Annotated in this window: 15 protein-coding genes and 1 pseudogene; 11 read left to right on the top strand and 5 right to left on the bottom strand. The window is 62.0% G+C overall.

The features are described from left to right. Nucleotides 1-435: 435 nt before the first annotated feature. Both AC1RQC_RS34050 and AC1RQC_RS34055 read left to right on the top strand, forming a co-directional pair. On the top strand, nucleotides 436-2,016 hold the full coding sequence (locus AC1RQC_RS34050) for a methyl-accepting chemotaxis protein (protein ID WP_492885970.1): 1,581 nt from the start codon (nucleotides 436-438) through the stop codon (nucleotides 2,014-2,016). A gap of 524 nt (nucleotides 2,017-2,540) precedes the next feature. Then, nucleotides 2,541-3,203, top strand: a complete 663-nt coding sequence (locus tag AC1RQC_RS34055) for a hypothetical protein (RefSeq protein ID WP_492885918.1) — start codon at nucleotides 2,541-2,543, stop codon at nucleotides 3,201-3,203. Nucleotides 3,204-3,248: 45 nt separating this feature from the next. Here AC1RQC_RS34055 and AC1RQC_RS34060 read toward each other — a convergent pair whose 3' ends face one another. Together AC1RQC_RS34060 and AC1RQC_RS34065 are read right to left on the bottom strand one after the other, a co-directional pair. Beyond that, entirely contained in the window at nucleotides 3,249-3,452 is a 204-nt protein-coding gene (locus AC1RQC_RS34060) for a hypothetical protein (RefSeq protein ID WP_492809468.1), read from the bottom strand. Between the two features lie 562 nt (nucleotides 3,453-4,014). Next, entirely contained in the window at nucleotides 4,015-4,281 is a 267-nt protein-coding gene (locus AC1RQC_RS34065) for a hypothetical protein (RefSeq protein WP_492885920.1), read from the bottom strand. Here AC1RQC_RS34065 and AC1RQC_RS34070 point away from each other — a divergent pair. Further along, the gene (locus tag AC1RQC_RS34070; RefSeq protein ID WP_492885922.1) at nucleotides 4,280-4,705 is read left to right on the top strand and encodes a DUF5990 family protein; all 426 of its coding nucleotides are present in this window, start codon (nucleotides 4,280-4,282) and stop codon (nucleotides 4,703-4,705) included. The genes AC1RQC_RS34065 and AC1RQC_RS34070 overlap by 2 nt on opposite strands. Beyond that, nucleotides 4,702-5,649, top strand: coding sequence for a GNAT family N-acetyltransferase (locus AC1RQC_RS34075; protein WP_492885924.1), 948 nt, complete (start codon nucleotides 4,702-4,704; stop codon nucleotides 5,647-5,649). Before AC1RQC_RS34070 ends, AC1RQC_RS34075 begins: the two co-directional genes overlap by 4 nt. Nucleotides 5,650-5,788: 139 nt before the next feature. Here the strand turns inward: AC1RQC_RS34075 and tnpC are convergent, their stop codons facing one another. The 3 genes from tnpC to tnpA form a co-directional block, all read right to left on the bottom strand. After that, entirely contained in the window at nucleotides 5,789-7,393 is a 1,605-nt protein-coding gene (gene tnpC / locus AC1RQC_RS34080; RefSeq protein WP_492885926.1) for an IS66 family transposase, read from the bottom strand. A 71-nt stretch (nucleotides 7,394-7,464) separates the two neighbouring features. After that, the gene (gene tnpB / locus AC1RQC_RS34085; RefSeq protein WP_492885928.1) at nucleotides 7,465-7,803 is read right to left on the bottom strand and encodes an IS66 family insertion sequence element accessory protein TnpB; all 339 of its coding nucleotides are present in this window, start codon (nucleotides 7,801-7,803) and stop codon (nucleotides 7,465-7,467) included. Between the two features lie 41 nt (nucleotides 7,804-7,844). Then, on the bottom strand, nucleotides 7,845-8,201 hold the full coding sequence (tnpA, locus tag AC1RQC_RS34090; RefSeq protein WP_492885972.1) for an IS66-like element accessory protein TnpA: 357 nt from the start codon (nucleotides 8,199-8,201) through the stop codon (nucleotides 7,845-7,847). Between the two features lie 639 nt (nucleotides 8,202-8,840). On the opposite strand from tnpA, the pseudogene AC1RQC_RS34095 reads away from it, so the two are divergent. The 7 genes and pseudogenes from AC1RQC_RS34095 to AC1RQC_RS34125 all read left to right on the top strand — a co-directional run bounded on the left by AC1RQC_RS34095 (nucleotide 8,841) and on the right by AC1RQC_RS34125 (nucleotide 16,596). Beyond that, nucleotides 8,841-9,840, top strand: a pseudogene (locus tag AC1RQC_RS34095) (IS110 family RNA-guided transposase). Nucleotides 9,841-10,403: 563 nt separating this feature from the next. Next, nucleotides 10,404-11,228: an ABC transporter substrate-binding protein gene (locus AC1RQC_RS34100; protein WP_492809469.1), complete on the top strand. Its 825-nt coding sequence runs from the start codon at nucleotides 10,404-10,406 to the stop codon at nucleotides 11,226-11,228. Further along, nucleotides 11,225-12,070 (top strand): class II aldolase/adducin family protein, encoded by an 846-nt coding sequence (locus tag AC1RQC_RS34105; RefSeq protein ID WP_492885930.1) that lies wholly within the window; start codon nucleotides 11,225-11,227, stop codon nucleotides 12,068-12,070. The genes AC1RQC_RS34100 and AC1RQC_RS34105 overlap by 4 nt, the downstream gene beginning before the upstream one ends. A gap of 8 nt (nucleotides 12,071-12,078) precedes the next feature. Next, nucleotides 12,079-13,410, top strand: coding sequence for an LLM class flavin-dependent oxidoreductase (locus tag AC1RQC_RS34110; protein ID WP_492885932.1), 1,332 nt, complete (start codon nucleotides 12,079-12,081; stop codon nucleotides 13,408-13,410). Continuing rightward, entirely contained in the window at nucleotides 13,407-14,207 is an 801-nt protein-coding gene (locus AC1RQC_RS34115; RefSeq protein ID WP_492885934.1) for an N-acyl homoserine lactonase family protein, read from the top strand. Before AC1RQC_RS34110 ends, AC1RQC_RS34115 begins: the two co-directional genes overlap by 4 nt. 107 nt (nucleotides 14,208-14,314) lie before the next feature. Then, a complete protein-coding gene (locus tag AC1RQC_RS34120) occupies nucleotides 14,315-15,334 on the top strand; it encodes a D-2-hydroxyacid dehydrogenase (protein ID WP_492885936.1) in 1,020 nt (339 codons plus the stop codon). Then, nucleotides 15,331-16,596: a tripartite tricarboxylate transporter substrate-binding protein gene (locus tag AC1RQC_RS34125; RefSeq protein WP_492885938.1), complete on the top strand. Its 1,266-nt coding sequence runs from the start codon at nucleotides 15,331-15,333 to the stop codon at nucleotides 16,594-16,596. Before AC1RQC_RS34120 ends, AC1RQC_RS34125 begins: the two co-directional genes overlap by 4 nt. Nucleotides 16,597-16,612: the final 16 nt, after the last annotated feature.

The following is a 16,612-nucleotide window of genomic DNA, read 5'->3' on the forward strand; positions in this document are numbered from 1 at the left end:
CAGGTTCAGACATGGAATGCCGCAAGCAAGGCGAGCATGCCGTCGAGCGCGTCCACACCGTGCGAAGTTTGCACGAGGCGGGCCGAGGGGGCAGCAACTTGAGCATCTGAGACGATGCGAACTTACTTTGGATGCCTCGATTTCACGCCAAGACGCGCTTTACGGATTCTGTTGCAACGTGAAGAGGGCGGGCGGATTTTGGATGAATCCATTCGAGAATACGCCACGTATGAACTGTGTGGTGGTTGGCGAATCGCCCCGACGCCGCTGACCGGTATGCGGAGTCTGTCATTCGGCACTTTGTGGCGACTGCGCGGCGCCGGCGCCCATCGCTGGCCGTTGGCAGGGACGATGCCGGGCACATTCCACAGTCAGTGCTTCAGTCGATCGCTGGCGTCGCCGTTAACGACAGCATCCAAGTACAGATGGTTCGTCATGTTCCACAAGCTCTCTATTCGCATCCGGCTCAACGCCGCCCTGACACTATTGGCTGCGCTACTGGTCGTCATCGGCCTGATCGGGATCGTCGGCATGCAGGCCTCCAGTGCAGACATCAAGGAAATCCACTCCAACCAGATGGCATCCACCGTCTTCGTTGCCAGGTCGCAGCTGAGTGCGGCTATTGTGCGGACTACGCTGGACCGTGCGGCGTTCCACGTTGATGCTGCCGATGTGTCCGGCATCGTAGACAAGGCGCTCGGCTATCGCGCCAAGTCCGAGGCCGCATGGGAGGCCTACCAGGCGCTGCCCAAGTCCGAGGAGGAGAAGCACCTGTCGGCGACGGTCGCCACGAACCGCGAGACGTTCTTCCGCCACGGCATCGACCCGCTGGTTGCCGCACTCCGCGCCCGCGATCCCGCCGCCGTCGACAAGGCCGTGATGATCACTATCCCGCCGCTGTTCGTGGCGCTATCCGGTGCCGTGGATGCGCTTGAGCGCAACCAGAGCGAGCAAGCCCAGGCCATGTATGACAAAGCTGCAGCGCGATCGCAGCGCTTTCTGCTGCTGGCAATGGGCGCCATTGGCATCGGCATCGCGGCAGCGCTCGGCTGCGCGATCGGCCTGCAGCGCGCCATTTCCGCGCCGATGGCACGCATGCTGGGCAGCTTCGGTGAGATCTCGCGCGGAAACTTGATAGAGACCATCGCCGTAACCAGCCAGGACGAGATGGGCGCGCTAGCGCGCGGCGTGCAGGAAATGCAGCGTGGCCTGATCGCCACCATCCGCACAATGCGCGGCGGCAGCGACGCGATTGCCAGTGCCACCCAACAGATCGCCGCAGGCAACCTCGACCTGTCGCAGCGGACCGAGGAACAGGCCAGCGCCCTGGAGCAGACCGCATCGAGCATGGAGCAGATGACCTCCATCGTGAAGCAGAACGCCGACAACGCGCGGCAAGCCAATGCACTGGCCGCACAGGCCTCCGACCTTGCTGCACGCGGCGGGCAGGCCGTGCGGCGCGTGGTAGATACGATGGGTGACATCCGGCTCGCCTCCAGCAAGATTGGCGAGATCACCGGCGTGATCGAAGGCATTGCCTTCCAGACCAACATCCTGGCGCTAAATGCCGCCGTGGAAGCAGCGCGCGCGGGCGAGCAGGGCCGCGGCTTTGCGGTGGTGGCGGGCGAGGTCCGAGCGCTGGCCCAACGCTCGGCGTCGGCCGCAAAGGAGATCGTGCAACTGATCAGCAGCACGGTAAGTCAAGTGGAAAACGGCGCCCATCAGGTGGACGAAGCCGGCTCTACCATGACCGAGGTGGTGCAAGCGGTGCGTCGAGTCACCAACGTCATGGCTGAGATCAGCGCAGCCTCCAACGAGCAGAGTACGGGTATCGAGCAGATCGGCTTAGCCGTCAACCAGATGGACGAGGTGACCCAGCAGAATGCCGCCCTAGTGGAGGAGGCAGCATCGGCAGCGCAGGCGCTGGCGGAACAAGCTGACGCGCTGAAGGCCGCGGTGGCATCGTTCCGGCTGCCTGCCGGCGGCGTAGCGCTGGCGGGGGCTGGCGGCTATTGAGCTCGCTGGATCAGAGTGCGAGAAGCCCAAACCGTCGCGCGCAGAGGTGAGTGTCCTGTCAGGATCCTCGCGGACGTGGAAACAGTTGCAAAGGCTTCCTCCGCCATCCCAGGACTTCTTGACGCTGCTGGAAGCGTACGCTTTACCCGTGCGCCATCCCACGGCAGATACGCAGCAAGACTTCGTCGCGAAGTCATCTTTGACCTCGCACGAGGCGACCGAGGCCGGAATGACATGGGTCGATGCACCCACGCATGGTCCTGGGCTACCGGCAAGCCTTGACCAAGCTCCAGCTCGCCGGTTGCGTCGAGCCGGGTGAATATCATTGCGGGCCGGGCACGGACATCGACTGGCACTTTGTGGCGCGCTGATCAACTTCTGGCTGACGTGTAAGCCGCATAGCGACGAAATCGGATGTTGGGCGAATTGACTGACACGGGGCAAGATCTAGCTTTGCGGCCCGATGGAGGCCGGGCGGAGCCGGAGGCAGCCGGCCGTCAGTTGGTGGTGCTACGTACCTAATCTTGACCGAACTGGAACGGGCGAGCGAGCAGGCCTGCGGTGGGCCGAGGTTGCTCTTGTCGGATTTTTATACCTATTGGTTCGCCACGCCAGCTCGATCCGGGGATCTACATTCCCCCATGAAGGGCTATTGCCGACACAGCCAGCACATCGGAGACTGGCCATCACTTCACCATTATGCAGCTGACATGGACGCCACAAAAGAGCAGGGTGACGCCGCCAGGAAAAATGCCATGCGCGCCGAGATGCTTCGCGCGCAGGCGAGGCGGTTCATGAGGTTCGTGGGCGAATGTCTCGCCCAAGAGGGATTCTTGGCCCGCTCCGGGGTGGAAGGCCCAGCGTTACCGGGTGATGAGAGAGAGAGTTTCGAACTCAATACTAGCTTCGGTCGCGTTTATGCTCAGTTCGGCTTTGCGAACTGGGATGGACACCTCGTGGGGCGGTACCAATTCTCGCGCTTCGTTCTAGGCACGGATGAGATGATGCGGCTGGTTCCGTTCCATGTGATCCTGATCGAGGATCAGGGGAACGCAACCTTTTCCGAGGATGGTTTCTTTGAATGGAAGATCCCAGATAGTCCGGATAGCAATTACGGTCCGGCGCTCGTCCGCTGTTTGCTCCACGGATTCCAAGAGTCGCTTCCACAGATAAAGCGACCGCAGTAGAACCGATTCGCCAGAATACGGCCACCTTCGGGTGGCTTTATTCATCTAGGGCGTCAGCGTGCGCACCAGTCTCGACTTCAGTGGCCAAGGCCTAAATGCGAGAATCCAGACACAGGCCAGAGGCCCAAAAATAGGTATCAGGGCTAGATACTCGTAGCCCGACTTGAAGCGAGCCGTGCGGAAAACCTTCCGGAACGGGAAGAACCAGAGCGCCTCGAAGACGAGGAAGCCCAGCAGGGAGATGCTCATAGCGGCCTCATGGTGCAGTGCACACGTTGGAAGCAGTGTACGGCCGGTCTGCGTTCTTTGATCCCCCAATGTTGGGGGAGCGTTCGAATTCCTCGAATTGCTCCCTACCACTTAGCATTTCCTAGACCCGAAGCCAGTTTCCGCGCTACCCGGATAGAGGGATGGTCGGCATTCTCGAATATGTGAAGCTACTCATATGACTAATCCCGGCCATCCCTCGACTTGGCGCGCGCCGCAGTGGTCGTGGCCGAGCAGGAGAAAGCTGTCGTAGAGGCCGGGCTCGAGGTCGCCCAGCGAGCGCGCGCGGCGCGCAGGCGGAACTAGAGGCCGAGCGCCAGGCCCACGCCGCCGCGTAGACGCGCCAGGAGGAAGGCGGTGCCAGATCGAGGCGCTCGAGCGGCAACTGGGCGAGATGCATACGCAGTTCTCGGCGGACCTCGAGCGCACCCCCGAGTAGGTGGCGGTGGCGCAGGAACGGGCCAGCGCCACGGAGCGCCGCGCGCCGCACGAAATAGACAAGGAGAGCACGCTGCGGCAGGAGGGCCAGCAGGCGGTGGCGGACCTACGGACCGAACTCGCGATGGCGCAAGCGCGGCTGCAGGCCGAGCGCGACAAGCTCAGTTGGCAGTTGCTGGGTAAGCGTCCCGCCGGCCCACCTTATCAGCGGACCGACGTCTGTGAGTAAAGCGGTCGCGCTCAGCGCGCGGGACGCCAGTGGTGCGAAAGTAGCATCGTCGATGCGGCTGTTCAGATGTGTAAGCAGGCGGATCAACGCCTCATGGCAGAATACGGCTCCCGCGAACGTCTGCATGGAAGGATTGGTTAGCATGAGCGATTTCCCCCGTGACATCCAGGTGACCCTGGTGTGCAAGATGCTACCGCCGGTCGAGGAACCGGTGACCGTTGGTATCCAAGACAAGGACCAAGATGTCCATGAGGGCACGCGCAAGCGCGACGGCTCCTTCGAATTCAAGTGCGTGATCCAGGTGCGCGACAAGGGGGCCGGCAATATCGATTTCGCTGGTCCCTTCGTTCACGGCAAGCCTGCAGCGCGTTTTGTGTACCTGAGTTGGAAACGTACTGCCGCGTCCATCGCGCCATGGTGGCAGCGGGTCAAGGTACCTCTAGCCTTTAAGGTAGCCGAACTCGGGACGGCAACGGCGATCCGGGCAGACATTACCGGTCGTCGGCCGCACGCGACTGAGCCGGTCGTCTGGAAGGTCACTGGACGGCCACTGGACGCCGCCGAATGAAGACGCTTGTGCGACCCCTGCAAACTGCCAGGCTGCAGTTGCATGCGTTATCCCTGCACGATGCGCCAGCCTTGTTCGAGCTGTTCCACGATGCCGAAGCTATGCCGTATTGGCACACGCTCCCGCACCAGACAGTGGAGGAAACGCGGGCGGCTATCGAAGCCATGTTGCGCCCGCAGCGTGCATGCTGGTGGACCGTGCGTACGGACGCGCCGCAGGTGACGATCGGTTTCGTGGGTTTTCTCGGCTTCGGCACGATCCCGGGATTCGGTTACGCCATCCATGCCGTACACCGGTCCCGGGGATACGCGACGGAAGCGGCGCGCGCAGCACTGGACTTCGGATTTCGGCAGTTGGACCTCGACCGTGTCGAACTGTGGATCCATGAGGCCAACATGTCGTCCCGACGGGTCGCGGAGTCGCTCGGGTTCGCGCGACGAGGCTGTTTCCGCCAGATCTATCCGAGAGAGCGGCAATCGCGTGAAACGTTGGTGTACGGTAGCACGCGTTCGCAGTGGCTCGACCGCAATGCGTCGGAGAACGATCGAGTGCCAATTCACCAAGACGGCGTGCCGCTGTTCTATGGAATCGAGCCAGTACTGGAGGTGGCTGACGTTGCCTCCGCCGTGGAGTTCTACCGCGAGCAACTTGGCTTCACGGTGGAGTTCGTGTTTGGTGATCCAGTTTCGCATGCCGGGGTGTTTCGGGGCGAGTGGTCCACTCAGGGGCTGAGGCTGCAACTGACGCAGCGAGAGCAGGCCTCCGGTGCGCCTTCCGGTTCGCTGTACCTCTTAGTCGCTCCGCGACTGGACACGCTCTATGAGGAGTACCGGCGCAAGAATGTGCCGATCGTCAAGGAGCTCGCTTTGTGGCCCTGGGGCCGACGCGAGTTCACCATACGCGACCCGGACGGCCATCTGCTGCGCTTTGGCGAGCCTGCATAGTCGGGCCCGCAACCGTCTGTGGGCGTGCCCCATGCGCCAAATCGACTGCTCCCGGAAATTAGATACTGGGCGCCTGACGCCGAGGCCAGCTCGTAGGCCTCGGGACTAGCGCCACCGAGATCGGTATGGGATCGCACGCTCAACGCGCAGGACGCCAGCGGTGAGGAAGCAGCTCGTCGATGCGGCTGTTCAGGTGTGTAGGCAGGCGAGTCAATACATCGTTGAGGTAAGCCCATGGATCATGTCCATGGAGCTTGGCGGATTGCACCAGGCTCATCACGACCGCGGCACGCTGGCCGGCCATTTCGCTGCCAGCGAACAACCAGGCGCGCCTGCCCATCGCCCAGGGACGGATCAGGTTCTCCAAGCTGTTGTTGTCCACGCTCACCTCGCCATCGAGCAGGTTGCGCGCCAGCGTCGCCCAGTTTTTGAGGCTGTAATCCAAAGCCTTGGCCGTGACGCTGCCGTCGGGCACGCGAGATCGTTCCAGTTGCAGCCAGGCATGCAGTCGCTCCCACAGTGGCTGTGCATCGCTGCGCTTCCTGGCCAGCCGCCGCTCACTGCCCAGCGTGGCCAGCTCCCGCTCCAGGCGATAGATCTGCGCGATGCGACTCAGTGCCTCTGGCGCGACCGTGCTGTTGCCTAGGTTCCGTAGCAACTCGTCGAACTTGCGTCGGGCATGAGCAAGACATCCCGCGGCCACGCGTCCTGGGTGGGCTTGCAACACGCTATCGTAGGCCGCGTATTCGTCGCGCACCAAGGTTCCCTGCCAACATCGCTCAGTGCCGTATTCCCTGGTTCCTCCGAGGAACGTAATTGGGTACTGCGCCGCGCGCCCCGTACAGAAGTCGTAGATCACGCCAGGCAGCGGATCGAAGGCACCGCGCGCGTAGGCCCAGACGTAGGCTCTCTTGGTCTTGCCGGCGCCGGGGTCGAGCATGGCCACCGGCGTTTCGTCGGCATGCAGCACCCGTGCCGCGAGCACGAAGCGCTTGTGCGCTTCATAAAGCGGTTCCAGTGCCGCATCAGCGCGCCCGCACCAAGCCGCCAGCGTCGAGCGCGGCGTGTGCACGCCCGAGCGAGCGTTAATCGCCTCCTGCCGGTAGTACGGCAGGTGATCGACGAAGCGACTGATCAGCGTGTGCGCGACCAGTCCGGCTGCAGGTAGGCCACCGTCAATGATCTGCGGTTCGACGGCTTCCTGCACCAGGCGCTGGCAGCAGCGGCAGGCCCACTTGCCATAGATGTGACGGTGCACGAAGAACTCGGCCGGCACGACATCCAGTTTCTCGCTGACGTCCTCGCCAACGCGTACCATTGCCCGTCCACAGTCCGGTGTTGGACAGCGGGTGTCCTCAGGCTCGTGGTGGTGCTCAACTCGGCGCAGCTCCGGCGGCAGTGGTTGACGCCGGGGTGTACTCTTGGTCGGGGTGTTGCACTCGGCGGGCGTGGAGGACTCGCCCTTGGCCTGCTGCAACTGGGCTTGCAGACTGGCCTCGTCTTCGGCCAGCGTTTCCTCGAACAGCCGGCGCTGCTCGGTGCTCATCGCCTCGGTTTTTGCACCGAACTTCCAGGCCTTGAGGCGCGCCAACTCGAAGGTGATCTTCTCGATCTTGACGTCCTTGAGCTTGATCTCGCGCTCCTGCCGCTGGATGTGCGAGAGCATCTGCTGTGCCAGCGCCACGACCGCCTCGGGCGCGAGGCCTTGAAGGTCTTGGCTTTGCAGTTGGCGTAGGTTTAGCATGCTGAGCATCGTGCCAGCCCGCAGGCAGCACCGCCATCCGGATTTGCGCTGTCAACGCACCGTGACCGCCGTTACAACCGCGTGATTGCGCGCAGATTCTCCAGGCGCTGCCAAGGCAAACCGAGCACCAGAGCATCGAACTGCGCCTGGGTCAGTTGTGCCCCTGCGGCACCGGCTTGTGTATCGGGCCACAGGAAGCGCCCTTGGTTGAGACGGCGCGCTGCGCACCACACGCTAAAGCCATCATGTACCAACAGCTTGATGCGCGTGTGCCGAGCGTTGGCAAAGAGGTAGGCGTGGTGAGAGTGCGCCGCGCCGAAGACTTGCACCACCCGCGCCAGCAGCCGCTCGGTCCCGGCACGCATGTCGAAGGGCTCGACGGCTAGCCACAACGCCTCGATGCGGATCATCGCAGCCAGTCCCTGAGCAGTTGGGCACATTGCTGCGCCGCCTACAGGGGCCAGCGCACGATCAACGTGCCGGCTGCGCGTTGAATCTCGATGTGGATTACCTCAGGCGTCGCCGGCGCTGGCGTCTCGCATCGGTCTGCATCAGCGAGTTGCCCGGCTGCGGGCGAGGGCAGCACCTGCAGCGGTACAAACGCGCTGCCGTTCTGCAGCGTTGCCAGCATCTGGCGCTGACGGTCTTCGCGCATCCATCGGTGCACCATGTTGGGGTTCACGCCGTGGCTGAGTGCCACTCCAGCCACCGATGCGCCCTCCTGTCGGATCTGTTCGAGCACCGTCATCTTGAATTCGGCGCTGTACTCGCGCCTGCGCGGCCGCGCAACTGTCGACACTTTATCCATGGTCTCCACGATCTCCTTCGTGGGGACGATGCAGGATCGCTTCGATCAACTCAAGGTGGGAACGCTGGACGCTTACGTTGCTGGCGGTGCAGCAGACACTAGCGGAGGGGCCGGCGGCGCAGGGCAGAACTGGGGGCGGCGCTGCGGCGGCCCGAGCGTGCCCAGGCGGAAGTCACGCCGACGCACCGCTTGACGAGCACGAGGCGGCGGGCGCCGGCGACGCGCACCAATTTCAAACCCGGGCTGGCCTAACGGGGGCGCCGGCGATGTCCGATGGAATTTATCCGCCGCACGAGGGGACAAGCCTGTGGACAAGCCGCGCAGGGGTCGAGTGCCGACGGTGTCAGCGGAGTTGACTAAATTTAATGTGGGTAATCGCAAGGCGGCACTTGGCGTTTACTCTCTGCTTTTGCGTGACGCATTGGCAGCCGAATCGACACACTAGGCATCATCTGCTGGCGGCACCTCAGGAAGTCATTTTGTTAGATGGTATGGCCGCCTCCTCCCGGCAAAGGGTATCTCTGGCGCAAGGATAGGGATCCGGAGATCGTACACTGCGTAGGCCAAGCTGTGCCAAAGTGGAGCCGCCGAGTGCAACCACCTGCGGGAGGATCCGAAACGAAGCTTACCGTAATCGGCATGGATATTGCCAAGCAAGTCTTCCAACTGCATGCGGTCAACCCGTACACGGGCGAAATCGAGCGCATCAAACTCAGACGAAGACAGTTTCTCGAGTTTTTTGGGAGGAGGGAACGCTCGCTGGTGGCGATTGGGGCATGTGGCGGAGCACCCCACTGGGCGCGACAACTGCAGCACCTCGGACACGCCATCACGTCAGGTCAGGCTCATCTACGCACGCTCAGTGCGTCCATTCGCGCTGCGTAACAAGACGGACGCCGCCGACGCCCGCGCCATCTGGACGGCAGTCCAGCAACCCGAGGCACGGTTTATAGCGATCAAGAGCGAAGCGCAACAAACCATTCTTGCGCTGCACCGCTTGCGCACACAACTGATGAAGCTCCGTATCATGCAGACCAACGCCCTGCGTGGTTTGCTCCATGAATTCGGAGAAACACTTCCGGAAGGCTATCAGGCTTTCTCAACAAAGTTTGCTACGGCGCTTGCCAAGCTCGCGGATCGCGTGCCTGCCATGCCAATCGATAGCCTGCGCGAGCAGTGGGCCCGCGTGCAGGCTACTGACAAAGACATAGCATTGCTCGAACGCCGGGTCAAGGCCGCGCTTCACGACAATCTGGACTGCCAAAGGATCGCGGCAATCCCAGGCATTGGTCTGCTCACCGCCACAGCAGCCGTTGCCGCCATCTGTGAGGCGGCCACCTTTCGTTCCGGCCGTGAGTCCGCCGCGTGGCTCGGCCTTGTACCGAGGCAAACTGCGACTGGCGGTCATGTTCGACAGTTCGGATTAAGCAAACGCGGCGATACCTCCTTGCGGACTCTATTGATGCATGGTGCGCGGTCTGTGATCACTCGCGGTACACGAACCAAGTGGCTAGACGGGATGCTCCAGCGACGCCCCTTTAACGTTGTCGTTGCCGCGATGGCAAACAAGCTCGCTCGCACTATCTGGGCAGTGCTATCGCGAGGCACAAGATACCAAGGCGAGATCAAAGCTACCTAGCCTTGCCGCCCGGCCAACGTCGATCCATTCACCCCTTCACCAAGGAACGCAAGCCACTAATACATGATGGCTAACAGGTTGGACCGGGACGAGAAAAGTCTGGTAAGAGCGCTGAACCTTAGCGTTCGATTGTTAGATGGGACCCTCGTCGGCGAATTCCATATGGGCCAGCAGGCCAGATGGCCTGCATCAACGTGCCGGACATAAGCGTGCTGCCTTTACCCGTCGACCAACATGCCAAACAGCTTGCAATCCGGGAGGCGTCCACGTAAGACGTTCTTAGAGGAACCGCTGCTCTACAGGTGGGCACTGCGAACAGTGCCCCTCCACCGTCGGACGCTTCAATTGCCGATCGAAAGTGGGTTCTAAGGCTACGCGCGATCCATCCACGGCATCCACGGATTCTAATTTCAAAATGAATATGAATAATCGGTAATTTAATATGAGAAACTAATACTTCCGATAGATTGTTCCTGGCTAGATACTACGGTCATCCTTTATCCACCTGAGGTTACGCAATGTCTAGGCAACGCCAAAAAATCCGGATTGCATCCGGAAGTTCCATGTTTTACCTGCCGCTGTATGTGGCAAGAGACGAGGGATTCTTCAACCAGGCCGGCCTGGATGTCGAATTCGCCGATGGAGACGGCAACACGTCCCCATCGGAGCAGGACGTGTTCGAGCGTCTGAAGGAAAACCAGTTCGAGAAATGTGAGGCCGATACCTACAACATCTGCGAATGGGCAGGCGTTGACCGTTCCGAGAGAGGCCAGCGGGCGGCCCGGGTGGTGGGCTTGCGCGCAGCGGTGGCTGCTCAAGCTATCATCACCTTCGACGCGGCGATCCAGGAACCGCGCGACCTCGCCGGTGTGAAGATCGGTGTCAACGACCGCGCGGGATCGCACTATGCCACCTCGCAACTGCTCGAAGGCGCAATTCCGGCCGACCAGACGCTGATCGAACACGCCGGTGCACCGCAAGACCGGTATGCGGCACTGAAAAGCGGAAAATACCGCGCCGTCACGCTCATGGAGCCCTTCATCAGCCTGGCTCTGAAGGAGGGCGCGCACATCGTGAGCCTAACGTTCTATCGCGGTGTCGAGGTTGTTTCGGCCGACCTCAATGTCGAGCAGCAGCGCGCTTACTTCGCCGCCATCGACAAGGCGGTGGATCTGATCAACAGCGACTTCGCCGAGTACAAGCACGTCATCACGGCGCGCGTCGGTGACGCGCTGGCACCCGAGGAGCTGGGCAATCAGTACATCCGCTATGTCCACACAACGCCGTTCACTGCGGATCGGTTCGAGGATACGTACGAAAGCATGAAGCGCTGGGGCCTGACCACGGGCCTGTCGTCCTACGGTCAAGTCGCGGCAGCCTATCAATGATGGGAGCGCTAGACAGCCAGTTGACAGCGGAGAGCGGTCTTCCAGCCGCCGTGCAGGAGCAAGGCGGCGTACCGGAATCCTCGGGCAGCACGGTGTCTCCGTTGGGCGCGCCGAAGGATGAGCGGGAAGCTCGGATCGCGCTGGCGGCTTGTTACCGCGCCGCGGTCCATTTCCGTTGGACCGACCACATCTACACCCACTTCTCGGCGCGTGTTCCAGGTCGCCACGAGCACTATCTGGTCAATGCCTACGGATTGACCTTCGACGAGGTCACCGCCTCGAACCTGGTCAAGATTGACCTGGATGGAAACATCATTGAGGACAACACGGGCCTCGGGGTCAACGCGGCCGGCTTCGTCATCCACAGCGCGATCCATCGTGCGCGCCCTGATCTGCATTGTGTGCTTCACACGCATACTGCAGCGGGTGTGGGGGTCTCATCGCAACGCGATGGACTGCTGATGATCTCGCAGCATGCCATGCGCTACCAGGGGCGCCTAGGCTACCACGCCTACGAGGGATTTGCCCTCGACCTCGCCGAGCAGGAGCGGCTGGTCGCAGACCTGGGTAGGCACAGCGCCTTGATTCTGCGCAATCACGGCCTGATCGCGTGTGGCGCGACCATTCCGCAGGCGTTCCAGGAGTTGCACTTCCTCGAGCGCGCGTGCTCGGCACAGATCGCCGCCCAAGCCGGTGGCACTACACTGTTGGTTCCTCCGTCAGAAATCGCCGAGCGCGTGGCCAACCACATTGCCAAGTCCGTCGGCGGATTTCGCACGCAGCGTCATTGGGAGGCCATCATCCGGCAGCTCGACCGTATCGATCCGTCCTATCGGCAATGAACTCGGGCATGCGCAAACTCATTCTGGGCCTGTTTCTTCACGCGGCGGGATACCACACGGCAGGATGGCGGCATGAGAGCGCCTGCTCTGACACGGAAGACATCGATTACCTGATTCGTCTTTGCCGCACCGCGGAGCGTGGCAAGTTCCAGCTCGCTTTCGTCGCCGACGGGCTGAGCACCTCGCGGCATGCCAGTCCGTCTGTCGCCGCGCGACTGGAGCCACTCACGCTGCTCAGCGCAGTGGCCACGCAGACAATGAACATCGGTCTCGCGGCAACGGTGTCCACCACCTACAGCGAGCCCTACGTCACGGCGCGTCAGCTTGCCTCGCTCGACCACATCAGCCGTGGACGGGCCGGTTGGAACATCGTCACCTCGTCGAGTGCCGCAGCCGCCCTCAATTTCGGTGCGGAGCCGCTTCCGGACCCCAAACAGCGCTACGCGCGGGGCGAGGAATTCGTCGACGTGGTGTGTGGCCTGTGGGACAGCTGGGAGTCGGATGCCCTCGTGCGCGACAAGGCGACGGGGCGCTACTTCGATCCGCAGAAGCTGCATTCCCTGAACCACAAGGGCGGCTTCTTCTCGGTGGCCGGCCCGCTGAACGTCTCGCGCACGCCGCAGGGTCGTCCGATCTTGATTCAAGCCGGGTCTTCGGGTCCGGGACAGACACTGGCCGCACGCGTTGCGGACATCGTTTTTACGGCCCAGCCCGAACGGGTAGGGGCGCAGTCCTTTTACGCCGGCATCAAGGATCTAGCCAGTCGAAAATATGGGCGCCCGCGGGATTCGATTCTCGTCATGCCGGGAATCGTACCTTTCATCGGCCGCACGCGAGAGGAGGCATTCGATCTGTACGACAGCCTGCAAGAAAAGCTTGATACGGAACGGGCAAGGGCCACTCTGACCGAGCGCTTCGGGCAGGACATTTCTTCTCTCTCCCTGGATGATCCCGCTCCCGACTCGCTGATCCAGAGCCATCTGTCGAGCCGCGTCAGCTTGCTCAAGCACCTCGCAGACAAGAATCAACTAACACTGCGAGGCCTCTATCGCATCATGGCAGGCACCAACGGGCACCTGCCTGTGATCGGGACACCCGAGGAAGTCGCCGATCACATGATCGCGTGGCTTGAACACGGAGCGGCTGATGGTTTCAACGTCATGCCACCGTATTTCCCGGGAGGGCTTGAAGATTTCGTCGACACCGTGGTGCCTTTGCTGCAAGAGAAAGGGCGCTTCCATACGGAGTACGCCGAGGGAGGACTTCGGCACAACCTCGGGCTCGCGGTGCCCGAGAACCGTCACTCGGCACCGAGGCAGGCCGAGAGCGTCAGGACATGAGCTCGCCGTTCAACCTCTTTGCGGTTCGCTATGCGACGAATCAGAGACGCAGAACTATTTCGAACTTTCTTTCGAATGCCGACATTCATGATGGTCCGATGCCCATGGACTACTTCGTCTGGCTTGCGGTCAATGAGGATCATGCCGTCCTGATCGACAGCGGCATGGATGAAATGGCGTGCCGGGGCAGAGGGCATGACTTCCTGTGCGATCCAGTGGTTGCCGTAGAGCGCCTGGGCGTTCCACCGAAAGCCATCGAGCACGTCATCGTGACCCACATGCATTGGGACCATGCTGGCAATCTCGACAAGTTTCCGAATGCGCAGTTCCACATCCATCCAAAAGACCTGGGTCATACCTGTGGTCCGCATATGCGCCACGCCACCCTGCGTCGGCCATACCACGTGGAACACGTTTGCAATGCGATCCGTCTTCTCTACCGGGACCAGGTGAGTTTCACTGGTGAGGAGACGCAAGTGGTGCCCGGCATCACGACTCACCATGTCGGCGGCCACACGCCTGGCATGCAGGTGGTGCGGGTGCGCGCGGCTGGCGGCATCGTGGTTCTGGCTTCGGACGCCATGCACTACTACGCGAATCTGGACCAGCGCAATCCGTTTCCCATCCTCACTGACACCCTGGCCTACGTCGCGGTCTGGGATCGACTGCAAGAGCTTGCCGGCAGCACGGGCGAAATCGTCGCCGGCCACGATCCCTTGGTCATGCAGCGATACCCCGATGCATCTCAAGAGTATCCAGGGCTCGCCGTCCGCTTGGATGGGAATCGATTCTCCTGAAGAGAGATTCTTTTAATTTCGAAACAGTCATTCAGTTTCAATACTCTCGGGGTGATTTTTCTTAGTTCCGCTTGAGGAAACTGTTTTGTAGACTGACCGCATTCAAGATGAAATACCCCAAACTCATGATACCGAATCACTCCAGCGTCGTATTGGTCAATATATTGACCGGGATCAATGAACTAGCTCGAGCGTGTGCCGGTGATGAGGTACTTCGACTCGTACCCTTCGCCGACATCGATGAAGTCGCCGAAGAGTTGCCGAACACCCGGATTCTGGTGACCAGCACACTCCAGTACGACGCGAAGACTGCACAGGCTCTGCGAAGGGATGCCAAGCGCCTGGAGTGGATCTTCTGCCCGAACACCGGACTCGAGACATTCGCAATGCATGGCATTCCAGATGACGTCATCTTGAGCCACGCGCCCGGCAGGGCAGCAGCACGGGTCGCAGAGCATGCGATGGCGCTGCTGCTCGGTCTTGTGCGCGGGCTTCCGCTGCTGGAGCGCATGAGGGTAGGTGCCATCTGGGACCGCGCTCGCGTGGTCGACGCGATGTCTTCGCTGGCGGGAAAGCGGCTCTGTCTGGTCGGCTTCGGTGCGATCGGGCGCGAAGTGGCGCAGCGTGCCAAGGCATTCGGTATGCGCATCACCGCCGTGGCCACGCAGGCCCGCTCCGATCCCGATGGGGATCGGGTGCTCGGCGTCTCGGACTTGGACCGGGCGCTGCAGCACGCCGATGCCGTGGTCCTCGCGGTGCCGCTGTCGGCTACCACGTACCACCTCCTGGATGCGCGACGGATCGCGCTGCTCAAGCCTGCCGCCTTTGTCGTGAACGTCGCACGAGGTCAGGTGATCGACACCGATGCCTTGACCAACGCCCTGCGAACTGGCCGTATCGCCGGTGCGGCGCTGGATGTGTTCGATCAGGAACCCCTGCCGTCGACGAGCCCGCTCTGGGAGCTCGGCAATGTGTTGCTCTCCCCCCATGTCGCCGGTGTGGGCGGGGCGGAAGAAATCCGGGAGCGCGCCGTGCTGATCCGTCAGCAACTGCTGGACTTCGTCGCAGGGCATCCGCCTGCGCATCAGGTGATCCCGGTGGGTCTGACGACAAGGGAGGCGGCATGAGCGGCTCGCTGCCTGCACTGACTGTGATCGACGATGCGCTCTGGGCTCGCATCGAGGCCATCCTTCCCGCTCCGCCGCCTCGCAACCACCGATATGCAGGCCGTCGACCCACGCCAGACAGGCAGATTGTCAACGGGATCGTGTTTGTGTTGACCAGGGGCATCACCTGGAACCAGCTCCCCTCCCAATTGGAGTTCGGTTCGGGCACGTCCTGCTGGCAGCGTTTCAGAACCTGGGACGCCTCGGGGCTGTGGCCTGACATCCAGAACGTGCTGATCGATGGCTGGCGGCAACGGGGCATGGGGGCGCTCGCGCAAGCACTCGAGGAGAACCTTCGAGGCCGCTCGGCGCTCAACGCACAGATCGCTCGCAGCAGAAGCGCGGGATTCGATAGAACCATCCACCTGGTGATTGGATTCAATGGGGGGATGTCGGAGCGTGTCGCCAAGCTGGTGAGGCAGACCGTCAGCCAACGGCTTCAGGCGCGCATCGAGGTGGCATCGATGGGGGCGTGGAGCGACGGTCTTCGACAAGGCAGGGCGCCGTCGCATGGGCTGACCTTGATTCTCGGCGGGGCTTGGCTTGCATCACATCAAAGCGGTGGGCAAGCGATCCACATGGACGTGGCGAGGCTCACGCCCATCGCTCCGCTCCTGGCTACTCCTTTTGCGTTCGTTGTGCCGATTTCATCTCCGCATGTCAATTGGATCAGCTTGATCAGGCAGGTACAGCGCGACGGTCCGGTTCCGATCTGCGCCACGCCGAGCATTGGCACCCGAGCTCACCTGTATCTCGATCAGGTCAGGGCTGACACGGGCATCTCTTTCCGTCCCATGACCTGCGCCGGGGGTGGGGAGCAAGTGAAAGCCTTGCTGCAAGGGGCCGCTGATTGTGCGGTGATGTCGCTAGTCACGGCGATGCCGCTGTTGCGCCAGGGAAGGCTGCGCGCTTTGGCGTTTTCCACGCCAGAGCGGATGCCCTCCGCGCCCGACATTCCTTCAATGGCTGAGCTCGGACATCCGGGGCTGCAAGCTCAAACCTGGCTTGCACTGTACGGCGTCGACGACGTGGAGGGCAAGGTCGTGAACCGCCTGGCACTCGAGACCGCATTTGCGTTCAAATCACCGCAGGCGCGTTCATTCATGAAGGCGCTTGGTGCCACCCATCCCGCCGGCGGCGCCGCGCGGCTCCATCGCCTCCTGAACGAGGAGAGGCGTCTGCCCGCATCCCTCGCACAAGCGCGGAATCTTTCGTTTCGCTGAGCCAATTCCGCCTTCA

This window comes from Cupriavidus sp. GW822-FHT03E04 (assembly GCF_058801495.1).

Coding starts and splice junctions, on each gene's coding strand:
- AC1RQC_RS34050 (WP_492885970.1), top strand. CDS start 436: ATGTTCCACAAGCTCTCTATTCGCATCCGGCTCAACGCCGCCCTGACA.
- AC1RQC_RS34060 (WP_492809468.1), bottom strand. CDS start 3,452: ATGAGCATCTCCCTGCTGGGCTTCCTCGTCTTCGAGGCGCTCTGGTTC.
- AC1RQC_RS34070 (WP_492885922.1), top strand. CDS start 4,280: ATGAGCGATTTCCCCCGTGACATCCAGGTGACCCTGGTGTGCAAGATG.
- AC1RQC_RS34065 (WP_492885920.1), bottom strand. CDS start 4,281: ATGCTAACCAATCCTTCCATGCAGACGTTCGCGGGAGCCGTATTCTGC.
- AC1RQC_RS34075 (WP_492885924.1), top strand. CDS start 4,702: ATGAAGACGCTTGTGCGACCCCTGCAAACTGCCAGGCTGCAGTTGCAT.
- tnpC (WP_492885926.1), bottom strand. CDS start 7,393: ATGCTAAACCTACGCCAACTGCAAAGCCAAGACCTTCAAGGCCTCGCG.
- tnpB (WP_492885928.1), bottom strand. CDS start 7,803: ATGATCCGCATCGAGGCGTTGTGGCTAGCCGTCGAGCCCTTCGACATG.
- tnpA (WP_492885972.1), bottom strand. CDS start 8,201: ATGGATAAAGTGTCGACAGTTGCGCGGCCGCGCAGGCGCGAGTACAGC.
- AC1RQC_RS34100 (WP_492809469.1), top strand. CDS start 10,404: ATGTTTTACCTGCCGCTGTATGTGGCAAGAGACGAGGGATTCTTCAAC.
- AC1RQC_RS34105 (WP_492885930.1), top strand. CDS start 11,225: ATGATGGGAGCGCTAGACAGCCAGTTGACAGCGGAGAGCGGTCTTCCA.
- AC1RQC_RS34110 (WP_492885932.1), top strand. CDS start 12,079: ATGCGCAAACTCATTCTGGGCCTGTTTCTTCACGCGGCGGGATACCAC.
- AC1RQC_RS34115 (WP_492885934.1), top strand. CDS start 13,407: ATGAGCTCGCCGTTCAACCTCTTTGCGGTTCGCTATGCGACGAATCAG.
- AC1RQC_RS34120 (WP_492885936.1), top strand. CDS start 14,315: ATGAAATACCCCAAACTCATGATACCGAATCACTCCAGCGTCGTATTG.
- AC1RQC_RS34125 (WP_492885938.1), top strand. CDS start 15,331: ATGAGCGGCTCGCTGCCTGCACTGACTGTGATCGACGATGCGCTCTGG.